This is a genomic window from Lysinibacillus sp. NPDC097214 (assembly GCF_050277945.1).
In the GTDB taxonomy this organism is placed as follows: Bacteria; Bacillota; Bacilli; order Bacillales_A; family Planococcaceae; genus Lysinibacillus; species Lysinibacillus xylanilyticus_B.
Map to the genome: position 1 here is coordinate 397,184 of NZ_JBNNSS010000001.1, position 21,522 is coordinate 418,705.

The 21,522-nt window shown below is 37.7% G+C and carries 21 protein-coding genes and 1 other RNA gene; 3 read left to right on the plus strand and 19 right to left on the minus strand.

What is annotated here, in order from left to right:
* Nucleotides 1-475 precede the first annotated feature (475 nt).
* Nucleotides 476-1,243 (plus strand): phosphoribosylformimino-5-aminoimidazole carboxamide ribotide isomerase, encoded by a 768-nt coding sequence (gene hisA / locus ACQKMI_RS01960; protein ID WP_427486957.1) that lies wholly within the window; start codon nucleotides 476-478, stop codon nucleotides 1,241-1,243.
* A 238-nt stretch (nucleotides 1,244-1,481) separates the two neighbouring features.
* On the plus strand, nucleotides 1,482-2,225 hold the full coding sequence (locus ACQKMI_RS01965; protein ID WP_427486958.1) for a GTP pyrophosphokinase: 744 nt from the start codon (nucleotides 1,482-1,484) through the stop codon (nucleotides 2,223-2,225).
* 133 nt (nucleotides 2,226-2,358) lie between these two features.
* Here ACQKMI_RS01965 and ACQKMI_RS01970 read toward each other — a convergent pair whose 3' ends face one another.
* The 4 genes from ACQKMI_RS01970 to cymR form a co-directional block, all read right to left on the minus strand.
* Complete coding sequence (locus ACQKMI_RS01970; RefSeq protein WP_427486959.1) at nucleotides 2,359-3,018, minus strand: tetratricopeptide repeat protein; 660 nt, start codon at nucleotides 3,016-3,018, stop codon at nucleotides 2,359-2,361.
* Between the two features lie 81 nt (nucleotides 3,019-3,099).
* Complete coding sequence (mnmA, locus tag ACQKMI_RS01975) at nucleotides 3,100-4,224, minus strand: tRNA 2-thiouridine(34) synthase MnmA (RefSeq protein ID WP_427486960.1); 1,125 nt, start codon at nucleotides 4,222-4,224, stop codon at nucleotides 3,100-3,102.
* 94 nt (nucleotides 4,225-4,318) lie between these two features.
* On the minus strand, nucleotides 4,319-5,467 hold the full coding sequence (locus ACQKMI_RS01980) for a cysteine desulfurase family protein (RefSeq protein ID WP_427486961.1): 1,149 nt from the start codon (nucleotides 5,465-5,467) through the stop codon (nucleotides 4,319-4,321).
* An 82-nt stretch (nucleotides 5,468-5,549) separates the two neighbouring features.
* Nucleotides 5,550-5,969 (minus strand): cysteine metabolism transcriptional regulator CymR, encoded by a 420-nt coding sequence (gene cymR, locus ACQKMI_RS01985; protein ID WP_053484768.1) that lies wholly within the window; start codon nucleotides 5,967-5,969, stop codon nucleotides 5,550-5,552.
* Nucleotides 5,970-6,305: 336 nt separating this feature from the next.
* On the opposite strand from cymR, the gene ACQKMI_RS01990 reads away from it, so the two are divergent.
* A complete protein-coding gene (locus ACQKMI_RS01990) occupies nucleotides 6,306-7,595 on the plus strand; it encodes a replication-associated recombination protein A (RefSeq protein ID WP_427486962.1) in 1,290 nt (429 codons plus the stop codon).
* A 133-nt stretch (nucleotides 7,596-7,728) separates the two neighbouring features.
* Here ACQKMI_RS01990 and ACQKMI_RS01995 read toward each other — a convergent pair whose 3' ends face one another.
* The 15 genes from ACQKMI_RS01995 to ssrS form a co-directional block, all read right to left on the minus strand.
* Entirely contained in the window at nucleotides 7,729-8,445 is a 717-nt protein-coding gene (locus tag ACQKMI_RS01995) for a hypothetical protein (RefSeq protein ID WP_427486963.1), read from the minus strand.
* Nucleotides 8,446-8,926: 481 nt separating this feature from the next.
* Complete coding sequence (locus ACQKMI_RS02000; RefSeq protein ID WP_427486965.1) at nucleotides 8,927-9,445, minus strand: hypothetical protein; 519 nt, start codon at nucleotides 9,443-9,445, stop codon at nucleotides 8,927-8,929.
* Nucleotides 9,446-9,659: 214 nt separating this feature from the next.
* On the minus strand, nucleotides 9,660-10,049 hold the full coding sequence (locus ACQKMI_RS02005; protein WP_323647512.1) for a hypothetical protein: 390 nt from the start codon (nucleotides 10,047-10,049) through the stop codon (nucleotides 9,660-9,662).
* Between the two features lie 370 nt (nucleotides 10,050-10,419).
* Nucleotides 10,420-11,181, minus strand: coding sequence for a tRNA threonylcarbamoyladenosine dehydratase (locus ACQKMI_RS02010; RefSeq protein ID WP_323647514.1), 762 nt, complete (start codon nucleotides 11,179-11,181; stop codon nucleotides 10,420-10,422).
* Between the two features lie 374 nt (nucleotides 11,182-11,555).
* Nucleotides 11,556-12,530, minus strand: coding sequence for an N-acetylglucosamine kinase (locus ACQKMI_RS02015; protein WP_427486966.1), 975 nt, complete (start codon nucleotides 12,528-12,530; stop codon nucleotides 11,556-11,558).
* Nucleotides 12,531-13,036: 506 nt separating this feature from the next.
* Complete coding sequence (locus tag ACQKMI_RS02020) at nucleotides 13,037-14,119, minus strand: DUF871 domain-containing protein (protein ID WP_427486967.1); 1,083 nt, start codon at nucleotides 14,117-14,119, stop codon at nucleotides 13,037-13,039.
* A 27-nt stretch (nucleotides 14,120-14,146) separates the two neighbouring features.
* Complete coding sequence (locus ACQKMI_RS02025) at nucleotides 14,147-15,475, minus strand: PTS sugar transporter subunit IIC (protein WP_427486969.1); 1,329 nt, start codon at nucleotides 15,473-15,475, stop codon at nucleotides 14,147-14,149.
* Nucleotides 15,476-15,520: 45 nt separating this feature from the next.
* The gene (locus ACQKMI_RS02030) at nucleotides 15,521-15,841 is read right to left on the minus strand and encodes a PTS lactose/cellobiose transporter subunit IIA (protein WP_323647520.1); all 321 of its coding nucleotides are present in this window, start codon (nucleotides 15,839-15,841) and stop codon (nucleotides 15,521-15,523) included.
* A 13-nt stretch (nucleotides 15,842-15,854) separates the two neighbouring features.
* The gene (locus tag ACQKMI_RS02035) at nucleotides 15,855-16,163 is read right to left on the minus strand and encodes a PTS sugar transporter subunit IIB (RefSeq protein WP_323647521.1); all 309 of its coding nucleotides are present in this window, start codon (nucleotides 16,161-16,163) and stop codon (nucleotides 15,855-15,857) included.
* A gap of 503 nt (nucleotides 16,164-16,666) precedes the next feature.
* Entirely contained in the window at nucleotides 16,667-17,842 is a 1,176-nt protein-coding gene (locus ACQKMI_RS02040; protein ID WP_427486970.1) for a GNAT family N-acetyltransferase, read from the minus strand.
* A 110-nt stretch (nucleotides 17,843-17,952) separates the two neighbouring features.
* The gene (locus ACQKMI_RS02045) at nucleotides 17,953-18,222 is read right to left on the minus strand and encodes an HPr family phosphocarrier protein (protein ID WP_323647523.1); all 270 of its coding nucleotides are present in this window, start codon (nucleotides 18,220-18,222) and stop codon (nucleotides 17,953-17,955) included.
* Between the two features lie 17 nt (nucleotides 18,223-18,239).
* Nucleotides 18,240-18,959: a sugar isomerase domain-containing protein gene (locus ACQKMI_RS02050; RefSeq protein ID WP_427487335.1), complete on the minus strand. Its 720-nt coding sequence runs from the start codon at nucleotides 18,957-18,959 to the stop codon at nucleotides 18,240-18,242.
* Nucleotides 18,960-18,963: 4 nt separating this feature from the next.
* Entirely contained in the window at nucleotides 18,964-19,686 is a 723-nt protein-coding gene (locus ACQKMI_RS02055; RefSeq protein WP_427414465.1) for a GntR family transcriptional regulator, read from the minus strand.
* Between the two features lie 31 nt (nucleotides 19,687-19,717).
* Complete coding sequence (gene nagA / locus ACQKMI_RS02060) at nucleotides 19,718-20,875, minus strand: N-acetylglucosamine-6-phosphate deacetylase (RefSeq protein ID WP_427486972.1); 1,158 nt, start codon at nucleotides 20,873-20,875, stop codon at nucleotides 19,718-19,720.
* Nucleotides 20,876-21,258: 383 nt separating this feature from the next.
* Nucleotides 21,259-21,458, minus strand: a non-coding RNA gene (gene ssrS, locus ACQKMI_RS02065) — 6S RNA.
* Between the last annotated feature and the right edge of the window lie 64 nt (nucleotides 21,459-21,522).

Below are 21,522 nucleotides of genomic sequence, written 5' to 3' on the forward strand. Positions count from 1 at the left end.
TTTCCCGTTCATTTCAATCATTATATTTTACCACACCGTAACTTGAAAAATCGTTTAAAAAGAGAATTCACTAAATTATTTCAGTAAATAATCAAGCATGTTGATTAACCACTTTTATCCACTCTAATGAATTAGAAGGCTCTGATTTCCGCTACGGGCTACTCGCTTTGCCGCTGACGCTTCGCTTTCGCGCAGAGCAAGGCTTCCTGCGGGCGAGCGTCGAGCCGCTTCCTCCGCTACGCTCCGTGTAGGGTCTCGTCTGTCTCGCTTTCCCGCAGGAGTCGAGTAGCCCTACACTACAATCAGTAAAAATGGACGTACAGTAGCAAAATATCAACAAAAATCCTTTTATCAGCCAATAATAAACCTATATTTTCCTAATCAACACGCCTGGTAAATAATATTTCACAGTTATTATCAACCTTTCCATGCTATGATATAGGTGAACTTATTGTACGGAAGGATTGTGAAGCTAATGGAATTTAGACCTTGTATCGATTTACACGATGGCAAAGTAAAACAAATTGTTGGCAGCACACTAGGTCATAAAGATCAAGAAGTGATTGAGAACTTTATTTCAAACCATGACTCTAGTTATTATGCAAAAATGTTTGCCAAGGATCAATTAACAGGTGGACATGTCATTATGCTAGGTGATGGAAACGAAGAGGCCGCATTAGCAGCATTAGCAGCATATCCTCGAGGATTGCAAGTTGGCGGCGGGATCACCGCAGATAATGCAAAAAAATATATTGATGCAGGAGCTACCCATGTTATTGTCACATCATTTATATTCTATGATGGTAAGCTCCATTTAGATCGACTCAAGCAATTAGTACAGAATGTTGGTAAAAAGCATCTTGTCATTGACTTAAGCTGCCGAATGCGCGATGGAAAATGGTTTGTTGTTACTGATAAATGGACAAAGTTTAGTGATTTTGAAGTAAATGCTGAGTCTATTGCATTTATCGAAGATTTCTGTGATGAACTACTTATTCACGCTGTTGATGTAGAAGGAAAAAAAGGCGGTATGCAGGAAAGCTTAGTGCATGATTTAGCCTCTTGGACAACGATTCCAACAACATATGCTGGTGGCGTTCGATCTTTAGACGACTTAAAGAAATTTGAAAATATCTCAAATGGTAAGCTTCACGTTACAATTGGTAGCGCTCTTTCAATTTTTGGTGGAAATTTACCTTATTCAGACGTGGTGGATTATTGCAAACAAGACGGGGTTATATGAGGTTAATATAATTTGGATTTTATTTCTCCTTTTTATGAAACTAAATGCTGAAAATATCGTTTGATTACTAAGGGGACTAAACACCCCTTTTTTTATTTTACAATGTAAATATATGAAGCAATAATGCTATAAGATTCAGAGTACTTATTTCAATATAGTAGCTAGTTTTGATGAACTAAAATTGAAAATATACTATTAATCGTGAGCATATTTATTAAAAGAAAGGATTTTATGAACCATGAAAAATGAACTTGAAGCAACTACTCTAAAAACATTACAAACAGAATTAACACGCTTCTTTTTAGTCTATAAATTCGCCTTGCAGGAAATAGAAACGAAAATAAATATTTTACAAGAAGAATTTCAGCTAATTCATGACTATAATCCGATAGAGCATTTATCAACTCGAGTAAAATCACCCAAAAGTATATTATTGAAAATGAAGAAAAATAACCTTGAGCCATCTATTGAAACGATTCGTGATAACATTCGTGATATTGCAGGTATCAGAATTACATGCTCCTTTGTAGAGGATATATATAAAGTGAGTGCGATGATACAGGCACAAAATGATATTGAAGTTGTAGAGGTAAAAGATTATATTGCATCGCCAAAGGGAAATGGTTATCAAAGCTTGCATCTTATAATAAAAATCCCCATTTTTATGTCTGATCGTATGGAGAAGGTATATGCCGAAATTCAAATTCGAACAATTGCAATGGACTTCTGGGCTAGCCTTGAACATAAAATCTATTACAAATACAACAAGGAAGTACCTGAGCATATCCGTTTTGAATTGAAGGAGGCTGCCATTCAAGTAGCTGCGCTGGATCGAAAGATGGAACGACTGAATAAAGAAATTAACATTTTAAAAGCAAACGAAGCAGAACCTTCATTGTTAGATGCTGCTCCAATTGCACATTTAGCACAATATATTTATCAACTACCATTTGATTATCCATCTGAGAATGATGAAGACTAAAATCAAAAAGGATGCTGAACTAGTTTCGGCATCCTTTTAGTTTGTCTACATGAAAATCAATATATAGCAACACAAAAGGATGCCAATGTAATTTTGGCATCCTTTCAGTATTTTTGAGAGCTTTTAAATTATATTAGTTAAATCGTTGCGCGATCATATCATAAAGATAACGTGCTTGGTCGTATTCTGGCTGTAACGTAAAGGCTTGTTTTAGGTGGTACATAGCATCTTCTGTTCGCTCAGTAGATACCGCATATAGTACACCTAAATTATAATGTGCATCTGCGTTATTCCAATCCTGTTCGATTAAATAGTCTAATTCCTTTTTGCCATCTTCAAACATTTCTAGCGCACATAGCACGATTGCATATGCTAGACGAATTTGTGTGTCTTCTGGTGCAAGCTCTGAAGCTCGTTGTAAATATGGCAGTGCAAGCTTCGGATTTTCCATTCGCTCAAAGCATTTACCCATCATATAATACACATCTGCGCCTTCAATTTTATGCTTTAGCGCTTGTTCATAAAGCTTTACTGCCTCTGCATATCGTTCAGCGTTATAATATAAATTTGCTAAACCATAATAAGCAGTTGCTGCCGTTTCATCGACAGTGATTGCTTTTTGAAAAAAACGTTCTGCACGTTCAGTATCCTCTAAGACCGCTAAGAGATTTCCAAAATTCACATAACCAATTGGGTTTCCTGGCTCTGCTTCAATTGCTTGTGTAAAAAGTTGTGCAGCATCCTCGTAGCGCTTTTCTTGAAACGCTTGAATGCCCTGCTCGTTAAAATTCATTGTTTTTCTTCACCTCTATGTAGCGAAAGACTGCTTAATTCTATACGCTTTAGAAAAAGTAGTAAGCAGTCTTTTCGCTAATTAACCTACATATGTTAGTTTTTCATTATTTTTAAAGACTTCGTCGATTGTACCGCCACCTAAACATTCTTCACCGTCGTATAGTACTACAGCTTGTCCAGGTGTAATCGCACGTACTGGCTCAGCAAACGTGATATGTGTACGTCCATCTTCTAAAATTTCCACTTCTACTGGTGTATCTGTTTGACGATAACGGAATTTTGCTGTGCATGAAAATTTCCCGGGCAATTTTTTTGTCGAAGTATAGCTCATTTTCACAGCAGTCAGCGAAGTAGAAAATAATGAATCATTATTGAAACCTTGCCCAACTAACAACACATTGCGCTCCAAATCTTTCCCTAACACGAACCAAGGTTCACCGTCGCCACCAATTCCAAGACCATGACGTTGACCAAGTGTATAGTACATTAATCCATCATGCTGGCCCATTACGACACCATCCATCGTCTCCATTTTACCAGGTTGAGCTGGTAAATATTGACTTAAGAATTCTTTGAAATTACGCTCTCCAATAAAGCAAATTCCTGTTGAATCTTTTTTCTTTGCTGTAGCTAACCCAGCTTCCTCCGCAATTTTACGGACTTCCTTTTTCTCAATATGTCCAATTGGGAACATTACATGCGACAATTGTTCCTGTGATAATTGGTTTAAGAAATACGTTTGATCTTTATTATTGTCTATGCCACGAAGCATTTTCACTTCGCCATCACCACTTCGATCAACTCGAGCATAGTGACCTGTCGCTAAATAATCAGCTCCAAGATCCATCGCGTGCTCTAAAAACGCTTTAAATTTAATTTCCTTATTACACATAACATCAGGATTTGGTGTACGCCCTGCTTTGTATTCTTCTAAAAAGTAGGTGAAAACCTTATCCCAATATTGCTTTTCAAAATTCACTGCATAGTAAGGAATCCCGATTTGATTACATACTTTAATAACATCATCATAGTCTTCTGTAGCTGTACAAACGCCATTTTCGTCTGTATCATCCCAGTTTTTCATAAATATCCCGATTACTTCATATCCTTGTTGTTTCAGTAAATATGCAGCAACCGAAGAATCTACCCCACCCGACATGCCGACAACAACACGAATTTGTGAGGGGTCACGTGTTTCTTTCATTATGGTCACCTTTTCTTTTATTTAAATTCCATTAAAATGGGGATATATTAGCGAAATAGCAACAAAAAAATCCTTTTATCGCTCAATAATAAACCTATTTTTTCGATAGTCTTTTCACAATCGCTGCTGTTTTTTCAGCCGCATGTTGTGCATCAGCTTCTGTTAAACCTTGACCGAAGCTAAAGCGAATCGAGTTACGTAATTCCTCTGTGTCTTGTCCAAACATCGCAACTAATACGTGTGATGGATCAATGGAGCCAGCAGTGCATGCAGAACCACTAGATACGCAAATACCTGCCATATCAAGATTTACAAGGAATGACTCTACTTCCATACCAGAAAAACTCACATTTAAAACGTGTGGGAGTGTATTTTCTAACTCGCCATTCACATGGAATGCTAGATTTTCCTTCGTGAAAACATCCAGCATAATTTGCTTAAAGCGATTGTATAGCACGCGCTTTTCTTCTCGCAACTCATTTGCAATTTGCACTGCAGTTGCAAAGCCAATCACTGCGGGCACATTTTCAGTGCCTGCACGACGTTTTTTCTCATGTGCGCCACCTAATGCATAGCTAGTGAATGGTGTTCCGGCTTTTTGGTATAGGAAACCAATACCTTTAGGCCCATTAATTTTATGTGCGGAAACACTTAGTAAATCAACATGTAAATCAGCAACATTAATTGACTCTAAACCATATGCTTGAACAGCATCTGTATGGAAAACAGCCTTATGCTCGCGTAGTAAATTACCAATTTCAGCAATCGGTTGAATTGTACCGACTTCATTATTACCGTACATAATCGTTACTAAAATTGTATCCTCACGCAATGCATTTCGTACGTCTTCTACAAAAACACGTCCATTTTCATCCACCGGTAAATATGTCACATCAAAGCCATCTCGCTCAAGCTTTTCACAAGTATGTAACACCGCGTGATGTTCAATTTGTGTGGTAATGATGTGCTTCCCTTCAGCAGCACGTGCATAAACAGTACCAAAAATAGCCGTATTATCCGCCTCTGTTCCACCACTTGTTATAATAATTTCCCCAGGTTGAGCACCAATAGATTCGGCAAGTATTTCACGTGCATCATCTAAATATTTGCGCGCCTCTCGACCTATCCCATGAATACTTGATGCATTCCCATAAACTTGTTGCATTGCTGTAGTCATAGCGTTTATTACTTTGTCATTCATTGGTGAAGACGCAGCATGATCGAGATAAATATATGAATTCATGTTGAAAACTCCTTTGTACGAAAAGCGCTAAAGATTCATCTCCATGCCATAGGGCAGGGAGATGTGCTTTAGCCTAGACATTTTAAATGTAGAACATATAGCCTTCCGCTACATTTTCCTCAGTGTATTGTGCTAAATCCTCAATTGTCGTTGTATCTAATACATTTTTCACAGCATCACGAATACGGAGCCATAATTCTCGCTGAGGCGCTTCTTCATTTTCAATACCTTCTACTGGTTGAATTGGACCCTCTAACACACTAATAACATTAGCCGCTGAAATTTCACTTGGTGGATTTGCTAGCATATATCCACCATATGCTCCGCGCACACTTTTCACTAAGCCTGAATTACGTAATGGTGAAACCAACTGCTCTAAGTATGCCTCAGAAAGCTCCTTTTCTGCAGCAATTTTGCGTAGTGGAATAGGCCCTTCTCCATAATGCTTTGCTAATTCAATCATAATCGTTAGACCATAACGGCCCTTTGTAGAAATTTTCATTTTATCACCCTCAAATAGTCTAGTCAAAAATACTACCAACAGTATAACATAATCTCCTCTCGCAGAACTCGGAAATACTCTCGGGAGGTTATGATATACTATTAATTGCGCCTTAGTATAGTTAGGCAAAATACTATGTAATGCTTCATTATAAGCACAAAAAAACATATAGCAAATCAATTATGCCTCGGCATAATTAGTGGCATGATGTTGGTCACTCAGGCGTTTTCACAGGATGTGAGTTTATTGCCTGATTTCCTCTATTTCAGAAAGTACTTGGACACCCGCTGAAAAAAGATAAAAATCAATAAAAACAGTTGAAAGGGGGAATTTTCAATGCATAATGAACCACTCGCTTATCGCATGCGTCCTTTAACCCTTGATGAGATTGTAGGACACCAAGATTTTATCGGTCCTACTACCGCTCTTTATAAAATGATTCAAAATGAGCATGTTCCATCCATGCTGCTATTTGGTGAGCCAGGTATCGGCAAAACGTCAATAGCGAATGCATTAGCAGGAAGCTCGAACCTTCCTTTTTTCGCGCTTAATGCTACTCGCGCTGGTAAAAAAGATGTCGAGGATATTGTACAGGAAGCTAGAATCTCAGGGAAAGTCCTTCTTTTTTTGGATGAAATTCATCGTTTTAATAAATTACAGCAGGATGCTTTGTTGCCGCATGTGGAAAACGGCTCAATCGTGTTAATTGGAGCTACAACGGAAAATCCATACCATGATGTAAATCCCGCTATCCGCTCACGATGCGGAGAAATATACCAACTACAACGTTTAACAAAAGAAAATATAATTGAACTTATAAAAAAAGCACTTTCTGATGATAAACGCGGGCTAGGTAAATATCATTTTGTCTTAACAGATAATCAAATTGAACAAATTGCTGAAGCAGCTAACGGTGACGCTCGGAAGGCATTAACTTTGCTTGAATCGCTTTATTATGCAAGTGATGAAGTGGACGGTCGAACAATTGCTGCTGATCATATTCTTAAGCATCTTATCGGCAGAATTGGTGTTTATGGTGATAAAAAAGGATCCCATTTTTATAATTTGCTATCTGCGTTGCAAAAATCTGTTCGTGGAAGTGATACGAATGCAGCATTGTTTTATTTAGCTCATTTATTGGAAATAGGTGATTTAGTAGCTGTTAGTCGACGCTTACTTGTTATGGCTTATGAAGATATAGGCCTTGCCAATCCTGATGTAGGGCCGCATATGCTTGCGGCTGTTCAATCGGCTGAGCGTTTAGGGCTACCCGAGGCACGTATTCCGCTTGCAAGTGCTGTTATTGAAATGTGCCTTGCATCCAAATCTAATTCTGCAATTGCAGCCATCGATGCCGCCATTGCTAGCATTCATGAAGGAAAAACTGGCGATATCCCGCATCATCTACGCGATGCTCATTATGAAGGAGCAAAAGATTTAGGTCATGTAGGCTATCAATATCCCCATAACAGCCCTATTGGCACATTTGGTGGCTGGGTCGACCAGCAATATTTACCTGATGAGCTTGTAAGTACAGAATTTTATAAACCTGTTATTGCAGGTGAAGAAAAACGAATGGCAGGAATCTACGAAAAGCTTAAATCTTTTCATAAGGATGAAAAGTAATATCGTTACTTGCTTAACTGAAAATCATAATATACTATTTTTTCATGAAAGTAGGGCACTTCATTCTGAACTAGAAGCGCCTTATTTTTTTATTCCATTACTTTCTGAAAAAAACAGGAAGAGTGCTAAGCAATCATCCTGTAAAGGTAACATTATTTGTTGTATAGCGCTTATTGTAAAATCGGTTCAATATATCTTCTACATTTCTCATTGAGGATAATTTAGTCGTTTCTTTCTGCTCTTTTTCTTTTTCGATTTCATGTAAATAATGAAGAAAATTGTAGGTTTGATAAAGTAGACTAGCAAATTCCTGAGAGTTCTCCCGTACTTCAAAGCGAATTGCTTTTACAGCAATCGCTTGACCGATTGATTGCTCCCTTGACGGAGAGGTTTGATCATCCACAGTATCATCTGTAGTTCTATATAATAATTTTAATGCCTCATTAACTTCCTTGTTATCACTAAATCGTTCCTTTATCCACCGTAAGACAAATTGTACTAGGACAATGGCATAAATAAGTGACAGACATTCATCTCCAAAAGATTTTTTTGATAAACGTTTAAAGTACTCAGCTTGTGTCACCAGTTCGAATATGATTAAACGAATTGGATAAAGGAGCGCATGTCCACTGTTGATATATAATTTTTCTTGACCTTTATATAATGCCAACCAAAAATCTCTAACTAATGAGATGGATTTTCTTGTCGAGAGAGCTAATTGGCATTGAATAAGCTCATGTTCAAGTGTTGGTTGTATAAGCCTTAGAAATAAAAATTCCTCATCCTCACTTACTAATAAGAGTGGTTTTTCTAATTTCGCCAAATCGATTTCGATACCGTTTATTAACATTGAACGGCCCCCTTCCAATCAATTATGCCTCGGCATAATTGATTCCGCCGGAGGCTTTAACTTCTTTCAGCATGTAATAAAACCTTAATCATCACCGTAATGTAGGGTTGATTTTTGTTGTGATTGGCACTCCAATCTACTTGTACATAGTATACGTTTTAACAAAACGATGTTGAGCCATAAACCTTACTCATAGATTTTCAATTTTTTAACTATATTTCGACAAAATTTTATAAATACCTTTTAAGAAAAAAGTCCTTTTTTTATTTTCGTACAACAAAATTTTAACATCTCTTTAGCGTTCTTCTTTCAATAATCTATTAACATTAACAAAAAAATCTGCAAAACTTTAAGAATCGGAAACCCAATCACCCCTCGCAAAGTAGAGTGCTGTAAGGATTGGTGGAATAACCGCAAAAAGTAAGCAGATTCTAAATCTGTTATTCTATTTTCTGAAAGTGATGATTAAATCACTCCTAAATTATTTCGTAAATTCATGATCAACAAATGTTTTAAATTGCTGCAAACATTGTTTGACTGCACCTTTTTGTTCGAGTACTGTATTTCGTAATGATACAGTTTTCTCTTCATCTTTTACGACTTCACTGTAAAGTGCGAAAATCGCTGATAATAATTGTTCATTCTCCTCCTGGTCAATACGAGGTAAAGAATAGGCTGCAATCGTTAATAATTGTTCAACTTTTTCAGGTGTTTTTTGTAACTCATTGGATGAATAATAAGTTGCTGCCGCTAAAAAGTAGCAAAGCTTTGCACTGCAATCTATAAACAAATGCCAATAGGTATTGGCACTTGGCAATTCCCCTGCTCTATTGTCTAAATACTCTTTATAAAATGTTGTAACTTGTGTATATAAAGGATTTAGTCCTCTCATAGCCTTTGGATAATTATTAGATGTATCCAAATAGTCAAATACAATATCATTCATTTTCTGCTGAAGTCTTACAATATCTAAATGATCACGAATTACTTGAATTTCCATTTTACCACTCTCCGATGTTCTCATTTGTTTTCTAAACGTCATTCCTACTTCCCTAAGCAGTCCTGTACATTCCAAACAAACTGATCTATTATCTATTGGAATTTATTCAAATTATAGCAATAAACCAAATAGAGAAGTGGTCACATGAAAAAAATAAGACAATTTCGTGAATTAATAGCATTTTGAGCACGTTAGGCGAACTATTTTGGTAAAATTATGTTCTTTGAACATAATCATCAAATAAAGATTGCTCTTTCGTTCGATCAATAATTTCTTTGATACTTCCTTGCGCATATTTTTTTATTCTTTTTTGCGGTATATAAAAATAGGCAGTGTTTGTAATTAACCACTCACTAAGTGTTAATTCATTACCAGGCTGTTGATTTGTCAATATACGTTTATGTCGGAGTATATCCGCCATTTTGTAAAAACCATCTGATAGCTCGTAAGCTGAAACATCAAAATTAAAAATAGGGCTAACAACTTGTCCAACATCAAAAATGTGTATTGTTTGCCCTTCTTCATCAATAGCTAATTCTACTGTGCTAATTTCATCGAATAGATTTAAGCCTCTATATTCCATTTGATAAATTTGCTCCATCATAAAATGCCTCCTTTTATAGGTTCTACAGCAAATATTGGAGGAGTCATAATGTGAAGCTGCCCTAACGTTCAGGCGACCGTCTCTCCCTCATTAATTACCTAACAAATATCTTAGACCTCTTTTTTACAACGCTCCTATTGTAACATATAAAAAGCAGCTGTCTTTAATGAGACAGCTGCTTCCATAAAATGGCTCATTGCCATAACTGACGGTGATTTTCGTTCCGTCTGGGCGCTTTCATGGTGGCGTCCGCTGATTCTTAAGGAGACGCCCTTTTTATTTTTATTGAGAAATTATTTAAGTTTATCGATAGATATTGTTAATTTATCGATAAAAATTTTGAATTTACCGCCCAACTAACAAAAGTGTATTAGCCTTGTACACGTGTAATTTTTATATCCTTTACGATTGCATTCACTACCCAGCTTGCTGCAATTAAGCCTGCCACTGAAGGAACGAAGGCATTGGAAGATGGAGGCATTTTTGCTTTACGGATAGCTGCATCCGGTTTTCCGACATGCTCCACAACATCTGGACGCACTACAATAGGACTCTCATCCGAGAACACAACCGTTACTCCTTTATGAATACCATCCTTCCGTAATTTCGTACGGATTATTTTAGCCAATGGGTCTGTATGCGTTTTGGAAATATCCGCAATTTTGAAACGAGTAGGATCCATTTTATTGGCCGCACCCATACTAGAAATAATCGGTATATTTCGCTTTAGACATTCTTTCATAAGATGAATTTTATACATCACTGTGTCACTTGCATCAATAACATAATCTATGCCTTGTGCGAAAAATTGCTCATATGTTTCCTCCGTGTAAAACATGTGCATATCAATTACTTCACATTCTGGATTAATATCAGCAATACGCTCTTTCATGACACCTGACTTAGATTTTCCGACCGTTGAAAGATAGGCAACTAATTGACGATTAACATTCGTAATATCTACATTATCCTTATCCACCAAAATAATGCGGCCAATACCACTTCGTGCACATGCCTCAGCAGCAAATGAACCTACACCGCCTACACCAAGAATGGCTACTGTTGTATTTTTTAATTTTTCGAGTCCCTCTGTTCCTATTGCGAGCTCATTACGTGAAAATTGATGTAACATCCTTACACTCTCCGTCTATTGAATTTTGATTCCGCTTTAATGGGCAGTCATTTATCTGTATATCTGACCATTTAAGCCTTATTAGTGAAAATGAATAATCAGCTGTAGATTAAGACCTTCCACTGATTACTTTATTAGTAAACCTAGTTATATACTAAGATAAAATCAAACTTATCTTACATTTTATTACGATATTCATCAAGTAAAAATTATAAATAAAAAAATTAAGTATTCCTAATCAAAATACTTACTAAGTATGTAAAGTTTGAATTGTGTCCATGAAAATCTATATGTTCACACTTTTCAAAGCTAGAAGTCGAAATTTCAGGGCAATTGAATAAAGCATAGTTCAATTGCCTTTCATCTCATTACTTTCATTCCTGTTCATAATTTTTGGAGAAAGATTCCACAAAATCTGTGCCGAGCTGAACGTTTATTTGCTTGAAGGCTGCAATTACTGCTCCACCAATTGGTTGTAAGATTGGCCCCATAAATTGCAATGGTATCCCGTCTGCTTGTGCAAATCGCTGTAACTCAGGTAAAAAATACGCTTCATTCTTAAAAACGCCTCCCACTAAAACGACAGGTACGTCCCCTTCCTTCCAAACCATATGGGCGTAACATGCTTTAATCGCCACATAATATTTCTTACAAGCATCCTCAATAATTTTAGCAGCGACACGATCTCCTTTTTCTGCCACGTTAAAAACATATTTACTTAACGGTGCAATCACTGTCCGAGGATGCTCCTCTCCATATATACACTCAATTAATTGTGGTACATTTTCCATAGAAAAATAACGCAATACAACATCTGTCAAAGCTGTTGGGTCTCCTCGTCCATCATAACTTTGAAAAATAGCCTTCAGTACTTGAACCCCTAAATCATAGCCACTGCCCTCATCATCAAAAAGATAACCCCAGCCCCCTACTCTATGAAAATGTTGCTCTCGATCGTAGCCCATTGTGATAGCGCCTGTCCCTGCAATTTGCACAATGCCAGCCTGCCCAAGTGTGCCTGCATAAAGTGCAATTAGAGCATCATTATCAACAAAAACAGGTGTTGTTTTAGGAACGTATTGGCGTACTATCGTTTCTACAACTTCTTCTGCCTGTAGCTCCTTGACCCCAGCCATGCCAGCAAAACAACTATCGATGGCTGCAAATACTTGCGGATTTTGTTGTTGTAAATTTTGCAGTATATCATGAATCGTTGACTGAAAATATTGTACATCCATTGCTGTAGGGTTACTCCGAGTCGTCACTACTTTTGCATAAATATTGCCTAGCTCATTACAAATCACTGCTGATGTTTTCGTTCCACCACCGTCAATCGCTAATACATACATTTCTTTGCTCCTTTCTTCTCTTTCAATTTCGCCCTGGCTTAATTGTAGTTGTAACTATCGAAAACATTGTTAATCAAAATAAAAAAGGATCACACCAAAACGTGTAGTTGATTTCCGTTCCGACTGGGCGCTTTGTTGCTGTCGCTACGTTAGCACTACGCTTTCGCACAGAGCAAAGCTTCCTGGGGGCGTCGGGGCAACAGGATGTTGGTCACGAAGGCGTTATCACAGGACGTGATGGTTTTAGCCTTCGTTCCCCTCCCGCTTCGCTTCGCTGCAGGGTCTCGGGCCAACACGAGGTTGGTCACGAAGGCGTTATCACAGGATGTGATGGTTTTAGCCTTCGTTCCTCTATTGCTAATCCCCAAGGAGTCGCCCAGTCGTAACGAAGATCAACTTATTTGCATAGTATATGTTTTAACAAATGTCATCCACACCCTTTGATGATGAACCATGAAAAAAGGATTAAGCACTGTTAACGAATGGCTTAATCCCTTCTTCTGTAATCATTTCGTAAAGCCAAATGATGCCCATGGCTGAATATGAGCTAATAAGAATTGTTCTTCTTCTACAACTCTTGCCACAACATTTGTTGACCCGGCATTCGGTATTTCCTTTAAAACAATTTGTAGCTCACCTTTATAACGAACATCTAAATTATTATCGATTGTCACGTCCCCCAATGTTAATGGGTGGCTATCATGTACAGGGAAGTCACCATTTTTATATTTAACACGGGATTGTGTACTACGGATCACATACTCTGAAACATCGCCACGATTAAAATGTGGCTCCTTATAAAGGATTGCTTCTTCTAAAATTGACGTTTCAACAGACTGTTCAACCTTCAGCTCTAGCTTATGGCGATTTAATTGGCCTAATGCACGTAATTCTTCCTCAGACGCATACATATTGCCGATAATACAGTCATCTATTAAACCAGTGTGCCATAAATCCTTAGCTTGCACAGTAATTGGCAGATGACGATGCTCTTCTAACGTTGGTAAGCCATGCTCGGTTTCTTCCCAAGGTCCAAAATTAGCATGCTGAGATGAAATCATTGCTGCTGTTCGAATATGATTCGTTTTAAATTGTTGAGATGTTTGTAAAAAATGTTGACGTGACAGACCTGTAAAACGTCTCGGATAAAAATTATGACAGCCAATAATATTAGCTTTATTCGCTTGATAGGATAATATATTGTCTACATATTTAGTACCGTTACTAATATTTAACTCTATTTTTAAATTGCTTGCATCGAGGGACATAAACGCTTCTTCCTGGCCTGAAAAACCCATATCTAAGCGCAATGCCGCTAAATGATAATGCTCTTTAAAGTACCCAATATCTTTATACGTTAAGCCTAAATCTTCAAAAACAGCTGGTGCAATATCAGCTGAAATTTCAAACCCAAGCTGCTGCGCAAATTTGTTTATCTGCTGTAATTTTTGTCGCTCCTGATCGTTATTTAACGACATAAGGCATGTAAATATTCGATCAAAACCATTATCATGAGCGAGCTGAACATACCTCTTCATATCTTCTAGTGTACTATGCTGAGGATATAGTGAAATCCCTAATCTTCTCAATTGCAAATACCTCCATTAGTTTCACAATTACACTTCTACTTTTTGATTTTCTAATTCTGTAACTTGCTGTTCGTTATGAGACTCTGATTCTGCGGCTCGTTGTTCATTCTGTTTTGCGATACGGTTTGCCATCGAAATAAACGGTAAATAAATACACACTGCGACGATCAGTAAAACAAGACTAAGTACAGCTCCTTGCCAAGATTGAGTCGCTAAGAATCCATTTATAATCGGTGGCGTTGTCCATGGTGGTGAAACTGTAGCTGCCGGCACAAAGCCCCACTTTGTTGCAAAGAAAGCAATTGTTACGTTAATCATTGGTGTCAAAATAAATGGTACAAATAACACTGGATTTAATACAATTGGAAGACCGAAAAGTAATGGTTCATTAATATTGAAAAGACCTGGTGCTGCCGACAATTTTCCAACGGTATTATATTGTTTATTCTTTCTAGCGATAATGAAAATAGCAATAATAAGTGCTATTGTCGTACCCGAACCACCCATATTGATGAAGGCATCAAAGAATGGTTTATTGACGATGTATGGCGCTACTTCCCCAGATGAAATTGCTTTTACATTCGCTTCAATTGCTGGTAAATTTATTGTTTGCATAAATGGTTCGATAATGTTAGCGCCGTGAACACCTAATGTCCATAAAAACGTAGGAATGAATGCTAAAGCTAATGCCGCAACCCATGTATTCGTTAAGCCCATAAACGGCTCTTGAATTGCTGAGTAGAATGAACCGACAATATCAGGAATATCAAAGCCTGCCGAAATAATTGTACGAACTAGAGCAAATAAACCAATTGTAATAATAGCAGGTAATAATGCAGCGAATGATTTTGAAACAGCTGGCGGTACACCATTCGGCATTTTTATCAGTAGCTTAGGATTGCCAGACAATCTACAAAATACTTCAGTTGACAGCAAAGCAACAATAATGGCTATAAACAAACCACCTGTACCTGTTGTTAATCCTGTTAATCCACCTTCAGCAAAGGTACCAAATGTCATATAACTGGAAAGGCTGATGACACCGGCTGAAAGTCCATCCTTGTCGTAGCTTTTTGCAAGATTGTAAGCAATTGTAAAGGCTAGTAATAGCGAGAGAATTCCAAACGTTGCTCCCCAAATATTGCCGCCCCACTGTGTCCAAGTTTCATGCTTCCAAATAGCATCAAGTGCATTTTGATAAAATTTGATAGGCAAACTATTAACAAGTACCGCAAGCGTTCCAACAATTGTCAATGGCATGATTGTAATAAAACCATCTCGTATGGCAACTAAATGACGCTGACTCCCTACCCTAGCTGCAACTGGCACAAATTTTTCTTCTAAAAAACGGAACATTTCACACACTCCCTTTACTTTTTATTGTGACATCAAAACTTGATGCTACTCCCCTTTGATTCGTTCATACAACTCAATCATTTCAGATGCTAGATCACGAAACGTAATGGCATTCATTAAATGATCCTGCGCATGAATTAACAGCATCGACACTTCTACTTTTTCTCCCCTTGCCTCTTGTGAAAGTAAAGCCGTCTGAGAATGATGCGCTTCAATCAATGAATCATTGGCTAGCTGTATTTTTCCTTTTGCTTCCTGAATCTGCCCCTTTTTTGCTAGCTGGATCGCCTCCATACACTCACTTTTTGTATTACCACTATGCACAATCAATCCCATAATGGATTCCATCAAAACTGTTTCTTCCATTGCCGTAGCCCCCTTAACCAATCAACTTTAACGCCTGCTTTAAAACATTTTCTCCATTCATCATGCCGTAATCCATCATGTTAATGACATCAATCGGGAAATTTTCCTTGTATTTTGTTTCAAATGTTCCTTTTAAGTAACGGACTTGCGGACCCAGTAGCAGCACGTCCGCCATTTTAGTAGCTAATATTTTGTCGACCTCACTTTCAGCAATCGCATAAATATCCGCCTCAATATTTTGTTCTTGTGCCGCTTTTTGCATTTTCGACACTAGCAAACTAGTACTCATTCCAGCTACACACACTAGCATAATGTTTTTCATCTAAACACTCCTTTTCGTGATTTGAGTTTGACTTTCTAGCGATTATATTTATCAATTATGCCTCGGCATAATTGCGTCCGGAATCGGCTTTGTGCTAGCACAAAGAACTCCTTTCCGATTCCGTGACATCCGTCGGAGGCTTGGGCCAACACGACGTTGGTCACTCAGTCGTGTGTTGCTGCCGCTTCGCTTTCGCACAGATAAATTGCCACAGGACGTGGCGTTCTTAGACTGAGCTCCTCTACTTCAGCGAATGTTTGGACATTTCCTGAAAGACGTATGAAATCGCTTTCTTAAGTTGAGAATAGCACCTATTGGTATATACCACAATATCCTTTTTACACTATTTTCTTCCTTAAGAAATGGTTTTGAAAATTGGGCTATATCGTTGTTACAGACTACTGAAAGGATTCATTTAAGTGGTATAGTCCAGAAAAAAGTTTAAAAAAATTTAAATTTTCAGAACTAACTGATCGATAGTTATTCATTCATGAACGCTTTTCTTAAAAGTATTCATAAAATGCTGGTTTATTAGAGGGTAATGCAAGCTGCCATCGACCAATCATGTCTTCAGTCAAATGTTTATTTGCATAGAAAACCGCATCCTTTACAGAAAAATAGCCAACCATCATCGCTGAAAAAAGATTAATTGGTAATGTTAACATATGCATTTCTGGGATAGAATTAGTCTCAATTATCGAGACATCCCCACTTTTATTTATTTGGTATACGTGTTCATTCCAACTACAAAACGCATCTTCAATTTGAATATATAACGGTTCCTGAATATCGCCCCACGGATAAAGTTGCATAAACCTCAAAGCGTCAACGATCCTTACCATCACATCTTGAACGACTTCTTTTTTAAACTGTGGTTCATTAAAATAAAAGCCAAATTGATGGTTGTTAGAAGTAACCCCCTTGATGTTACTTACACTCACCGCATGCGACGTTATAAAACGCCAAATCGCTTGTTCTGCAAGTAAATCCTCAGCTATAAAATCATGAATCTCAAACGTCCCATCCTTAATAGTATAACGAATATAACCCGCAATTTTATCATCCTTAAAATATGCCGCAAAATGACTATCAGGCATCCTTCGTTCTATTCTTTTCCACCACGCGTCATCGCGTAGCATACTTCCATTATTGAAAAGCGCCTGTGCATTATGAAAATCCTTAATCGCCTGAAAAAGATCACGCTCAGGCCATTCAAAGCTCATACGCTTTACGACGTCCAATTGCTTTCCGAAAGAAGGGAACATCAATTGCGGAATCGTGTAATATAGCTTCTCAAAAAATAATTCCCATCCAAAATAACGATAAAAGGATACAGAAAATGGTGCTAATACAGAAATGCTTTGCCCATTCTCGCGCATTTTCTTTAGTGCCTCTGTCATAAGCTTTTTGATAATACCTTGCTGCCGATACTCAGGATAGGTTGCAACAAAGCCAATCCCGCCCATATCATAATTTTCACCATGGATTGTTATATTAAGTGGCAATATTAATAGCTGTCCAACTACTTTATGTTCATCGTAAGCACCCAATGTTGTGCTTTGCTCAACCCAATAGTGAAAATCATCCCGTCGCGCACCAGTATACTTATTAGGAAAACAATAATCTCTTAATTGATGTACCTGTAAATAATCTTTTGGTGGAATTATTTTTATTTCCATAGACAAAATCACCCCTTCCAACACTGAATATTCCCGCAATTAAAGACAAACTTAAAAACTACCTTAAATCTTTATAGTTTGCCCCTGAGATACAACAATGCCTCTTATTTTTAGCATTCTTCTCCAATTCCTTTAGAAACAATTACTTCTGTTACTGTTTGAAAAAGCTTCTCAGCATCTGGCCCATCTGCTGAAATTTCTACAATGCTTCCTGGTGCTACTCCTTGTGCCATAACACCCATAATTGATTTTAAATTGACCGATTTCTCTTTATAGGTTAACTGCACGTCACACTCAAATGGTGTGACTGCAGTTACAAGTAAAGCTGCGGGTCTAGCATGTAGTCCCTCCGGCGCTGTTATTTTATATATTTTCTTCATAGATATCCCTCCGCTTGTCATTTAAAGTTAATTCGATGTTGATAATAGGCAATCATAGCCTCATTATGAGACGAATCCGAGTCAACATTATTGCTTTTAAATACTGGTAATACTTCGTCAGATAGGGCCATGATCTCAATGACTTCACTGAATAATGTATTTAAAATAATTGAACCAATAACTGTAGAGGATGGGGCATACTGTATGTCATTGTGATGCAGTAAACCATCTCCTATTGGTATATGCGTATTAACCACTATATCTACTACTTCCTCTAAGCGCTTGCCACTTTGATGACGGGCCCTTTGTTCGCAATAAGCAAGAGATTGCAGAGACATGACAAGTACTCCTGCTTCTTTCGCTAAAAATGCTACATCTATAGGTGCTTGATTTCTCCCGGATGTCGAAATAACAATGCAAACATCATTTTCATGAAAATCAAAATGATCTTTATACTGTTCAATGATCGTCGGGTCCTTTTCGTTTTTGGATGATGTCATTGCTCCTGCATGTAATGTTAAAGGTTCAATAATTATAGGACGAACAGGTACAAGCCCTCCCGCGCGATAAAATGTGTCCTGTGCTAAAAGGTGCGAATGGCCACAACCAAATAATTGGACAATTCCTCCGCGTTGAAGCCTTTGTACAATGAATTGTGCGGCTTCTTTTATTTGGGCATATTCTTGCTCCTTAACGACCTGCATTATCTCTTGAATTTCTCGAAAATATGCATCCATAAGATCACCTTTTAATTTCACTAATGAATTTGTATCGATCAGCTCGATAAGTACTTCGCACAAGTTCAAACGGAATTCCATCAGATAAATAACTTGTACGTTTAATAATTAACACCGGTGCAGTATGATTTATTTGCAAAAATTTACTATCTTCTTTTAGAACAATAGCCGCCTCCATTTGCTGAATAGCGTTTCCAATTTTTTGATGGAATTTCGCTTCAATTAACGCATATAATGACCCCATTATTTTCTTTTCATCTAATTCAGGATATATTTTTACTGGAATATATGTTCTTTCGATGGCCATTGGCTTGGAATCTGCACTACGAATTCGTACAACGTAGAATACCTCTTCGCTCGGCTCTAACATTAAATCTCTAGCAATATCAACTGGTGGAACGATTTTCTCAAAGCGTAAAACTTTACTGCTTGGTTCCATCCCTCTAGCCCGCATATCCTCTGTGAAACTTGTTAATCCTTTTAGCGGCTGTTCTAACTTTGGATTAGCGACATACGTACCTCTCCCTTTTTCACGATACAACAATCCGCTATTGACTAAATTTGTGATGGATTGACGCACAGTCATTCTACTAACATCAAACTGCGTAGAAAGCTCTCGCTCAGAAGGTATATTTTCACCAATTTTGTATTCTTCTAAATAAATACGTTGTTTAATGATCTCTTCTATTTGTATATAAATAGGTATATGAGAATTTTTATCTAACAAATCTTGTACCATCCTTATCGCCTCTTTACTTTCATTTCTCAAATACAACTTTACCCCGACAAATAGTTTTTTGTACATTTAAATTTTCATCTAGTAATACAAAATCTGCATCATAGCCTTCTGCAATACGACCTTTCGTTGCAAGTTGTAATTGCTTAGCAGCATTCGTAGAGGACATTGCGACAATTTCCTGAAATGAGCAATTGGTGATTGCTTTCATATTTTTTACTGCTTGCTCCATCGTTAGCACACTACCAGCTAAAGCCCCATTAGATAAATGGGCGCCATCCTTAGAGACATGAACGGTTTGACCACCTAAATCATAATCACCGTGATGTAAGCCTTTTGCCCGCATCGCATCGGTAATTAAGATAATGCCCTTCGCTCCTTTTATACGATACGCTAGCTTAACAGCTTGAGGATGGCTATGCACGAAATCTGCGATAATTTCAGTCTTTACTAGATCATCTAAAAGCACTGCACCAACGACACCTGGATTGCGATGGTGGAAAGGGCGCATTTGGTTATATAAATGTGTAGCCTGCCTTACTCCCAATGCTACTGCCCTATTCACCTCCTCAATTGATGCGTCAGAATGGCCAATGGAAGCAATAACATTTAACTCCTTTAACGATTCAATAAACGGAAAGCCTCCCTCTACCTCAGGGGCAATTGTGACTTGTTTAATACGTTGCTTACTTATTTTCTGCCAGGATGCAAATTGCTCCGTAGACGGTAAAATAATGTATTCTATTGGCTGTGCGCCTGCCCGTTTTTTTGATACATACGGCCCCTCTACATGTATACCTAATAAGCTTGCCTCATCCTCATTATTTTCAAATCGACCAACAGTTGCTAAAGCGCTTTCAATTGCTTCTATAGATTGTGTCATTGTAGTAGCAAGGAAGCCTGTCACGCCTTCCTGTACTAAAGAGCGTGCCATTTGATGTAGTGCTAATTGCGTAGCATCCATCACATCATGCCCGGCAGAGCCATGTATGTGCATATCTATATAGCCAGGTAACAGAAACCAACTTTTATCTTTGCCATCTATATAGTGCTCAGCCTTATCAGATAAGTTATTACTTATTTTGATAATCTTACCATTATTAATGTGTAGGTCGCCTTTAAACGGTGCTTCATCATGATTGACGATCGTAACATTGGAAATTAAAAGCGTATTCTTCAATAGATCACCCCCTAATCATATTCGAGGAGCTTTGCTGAAGTTAACAAGCTATCACTTAATTCGGTATAGTTGTCTATACCAATTATATGCCATTCCCATAAAAATAAAAAGTGTTTTTTGTATTTTCTAAATTTTTAACTAAAACATCATAATGTAGGGGTGATTTCCGTTCCTGCTAGGCATTTTCCTAGGGCGTCCCGATGCTCGTGAGGCTCGCTCCAAATATCATATGGTACGATTTTCACTTCATTCTTTTTTAAGCCAAGGATCATCGCCAGTCCTCCTCTATGATTTTTCAGTTCTGCTTCTAGCAGTTGTTTTTTGAATAACACTAAAAAAAGGAGCTATTTAAATGCTCCTTTTTTGCTTAAAAACTATGTATGACGAATCCCGATTGTGCCGTTATGCCAAGAAACATTCGTTTTGAACCCGCATTTCGCAGGGGGGTGCCCGCTTTGCAGCTTTAAACGTCCCGCTCCGCTTGGGGCTTGTTTGCGACTACAAAATGAAGGCTCCCGATTCTATAGTGTTCGGTCAAAACTGTTAAGTAGAGCTAGCAATTAGACAAACACATCAGGATTCGTATTACAGTTATAATAACACTATGTTTCTGATAATTCAAACTATTTTCTTTAAAAAAATCTAAA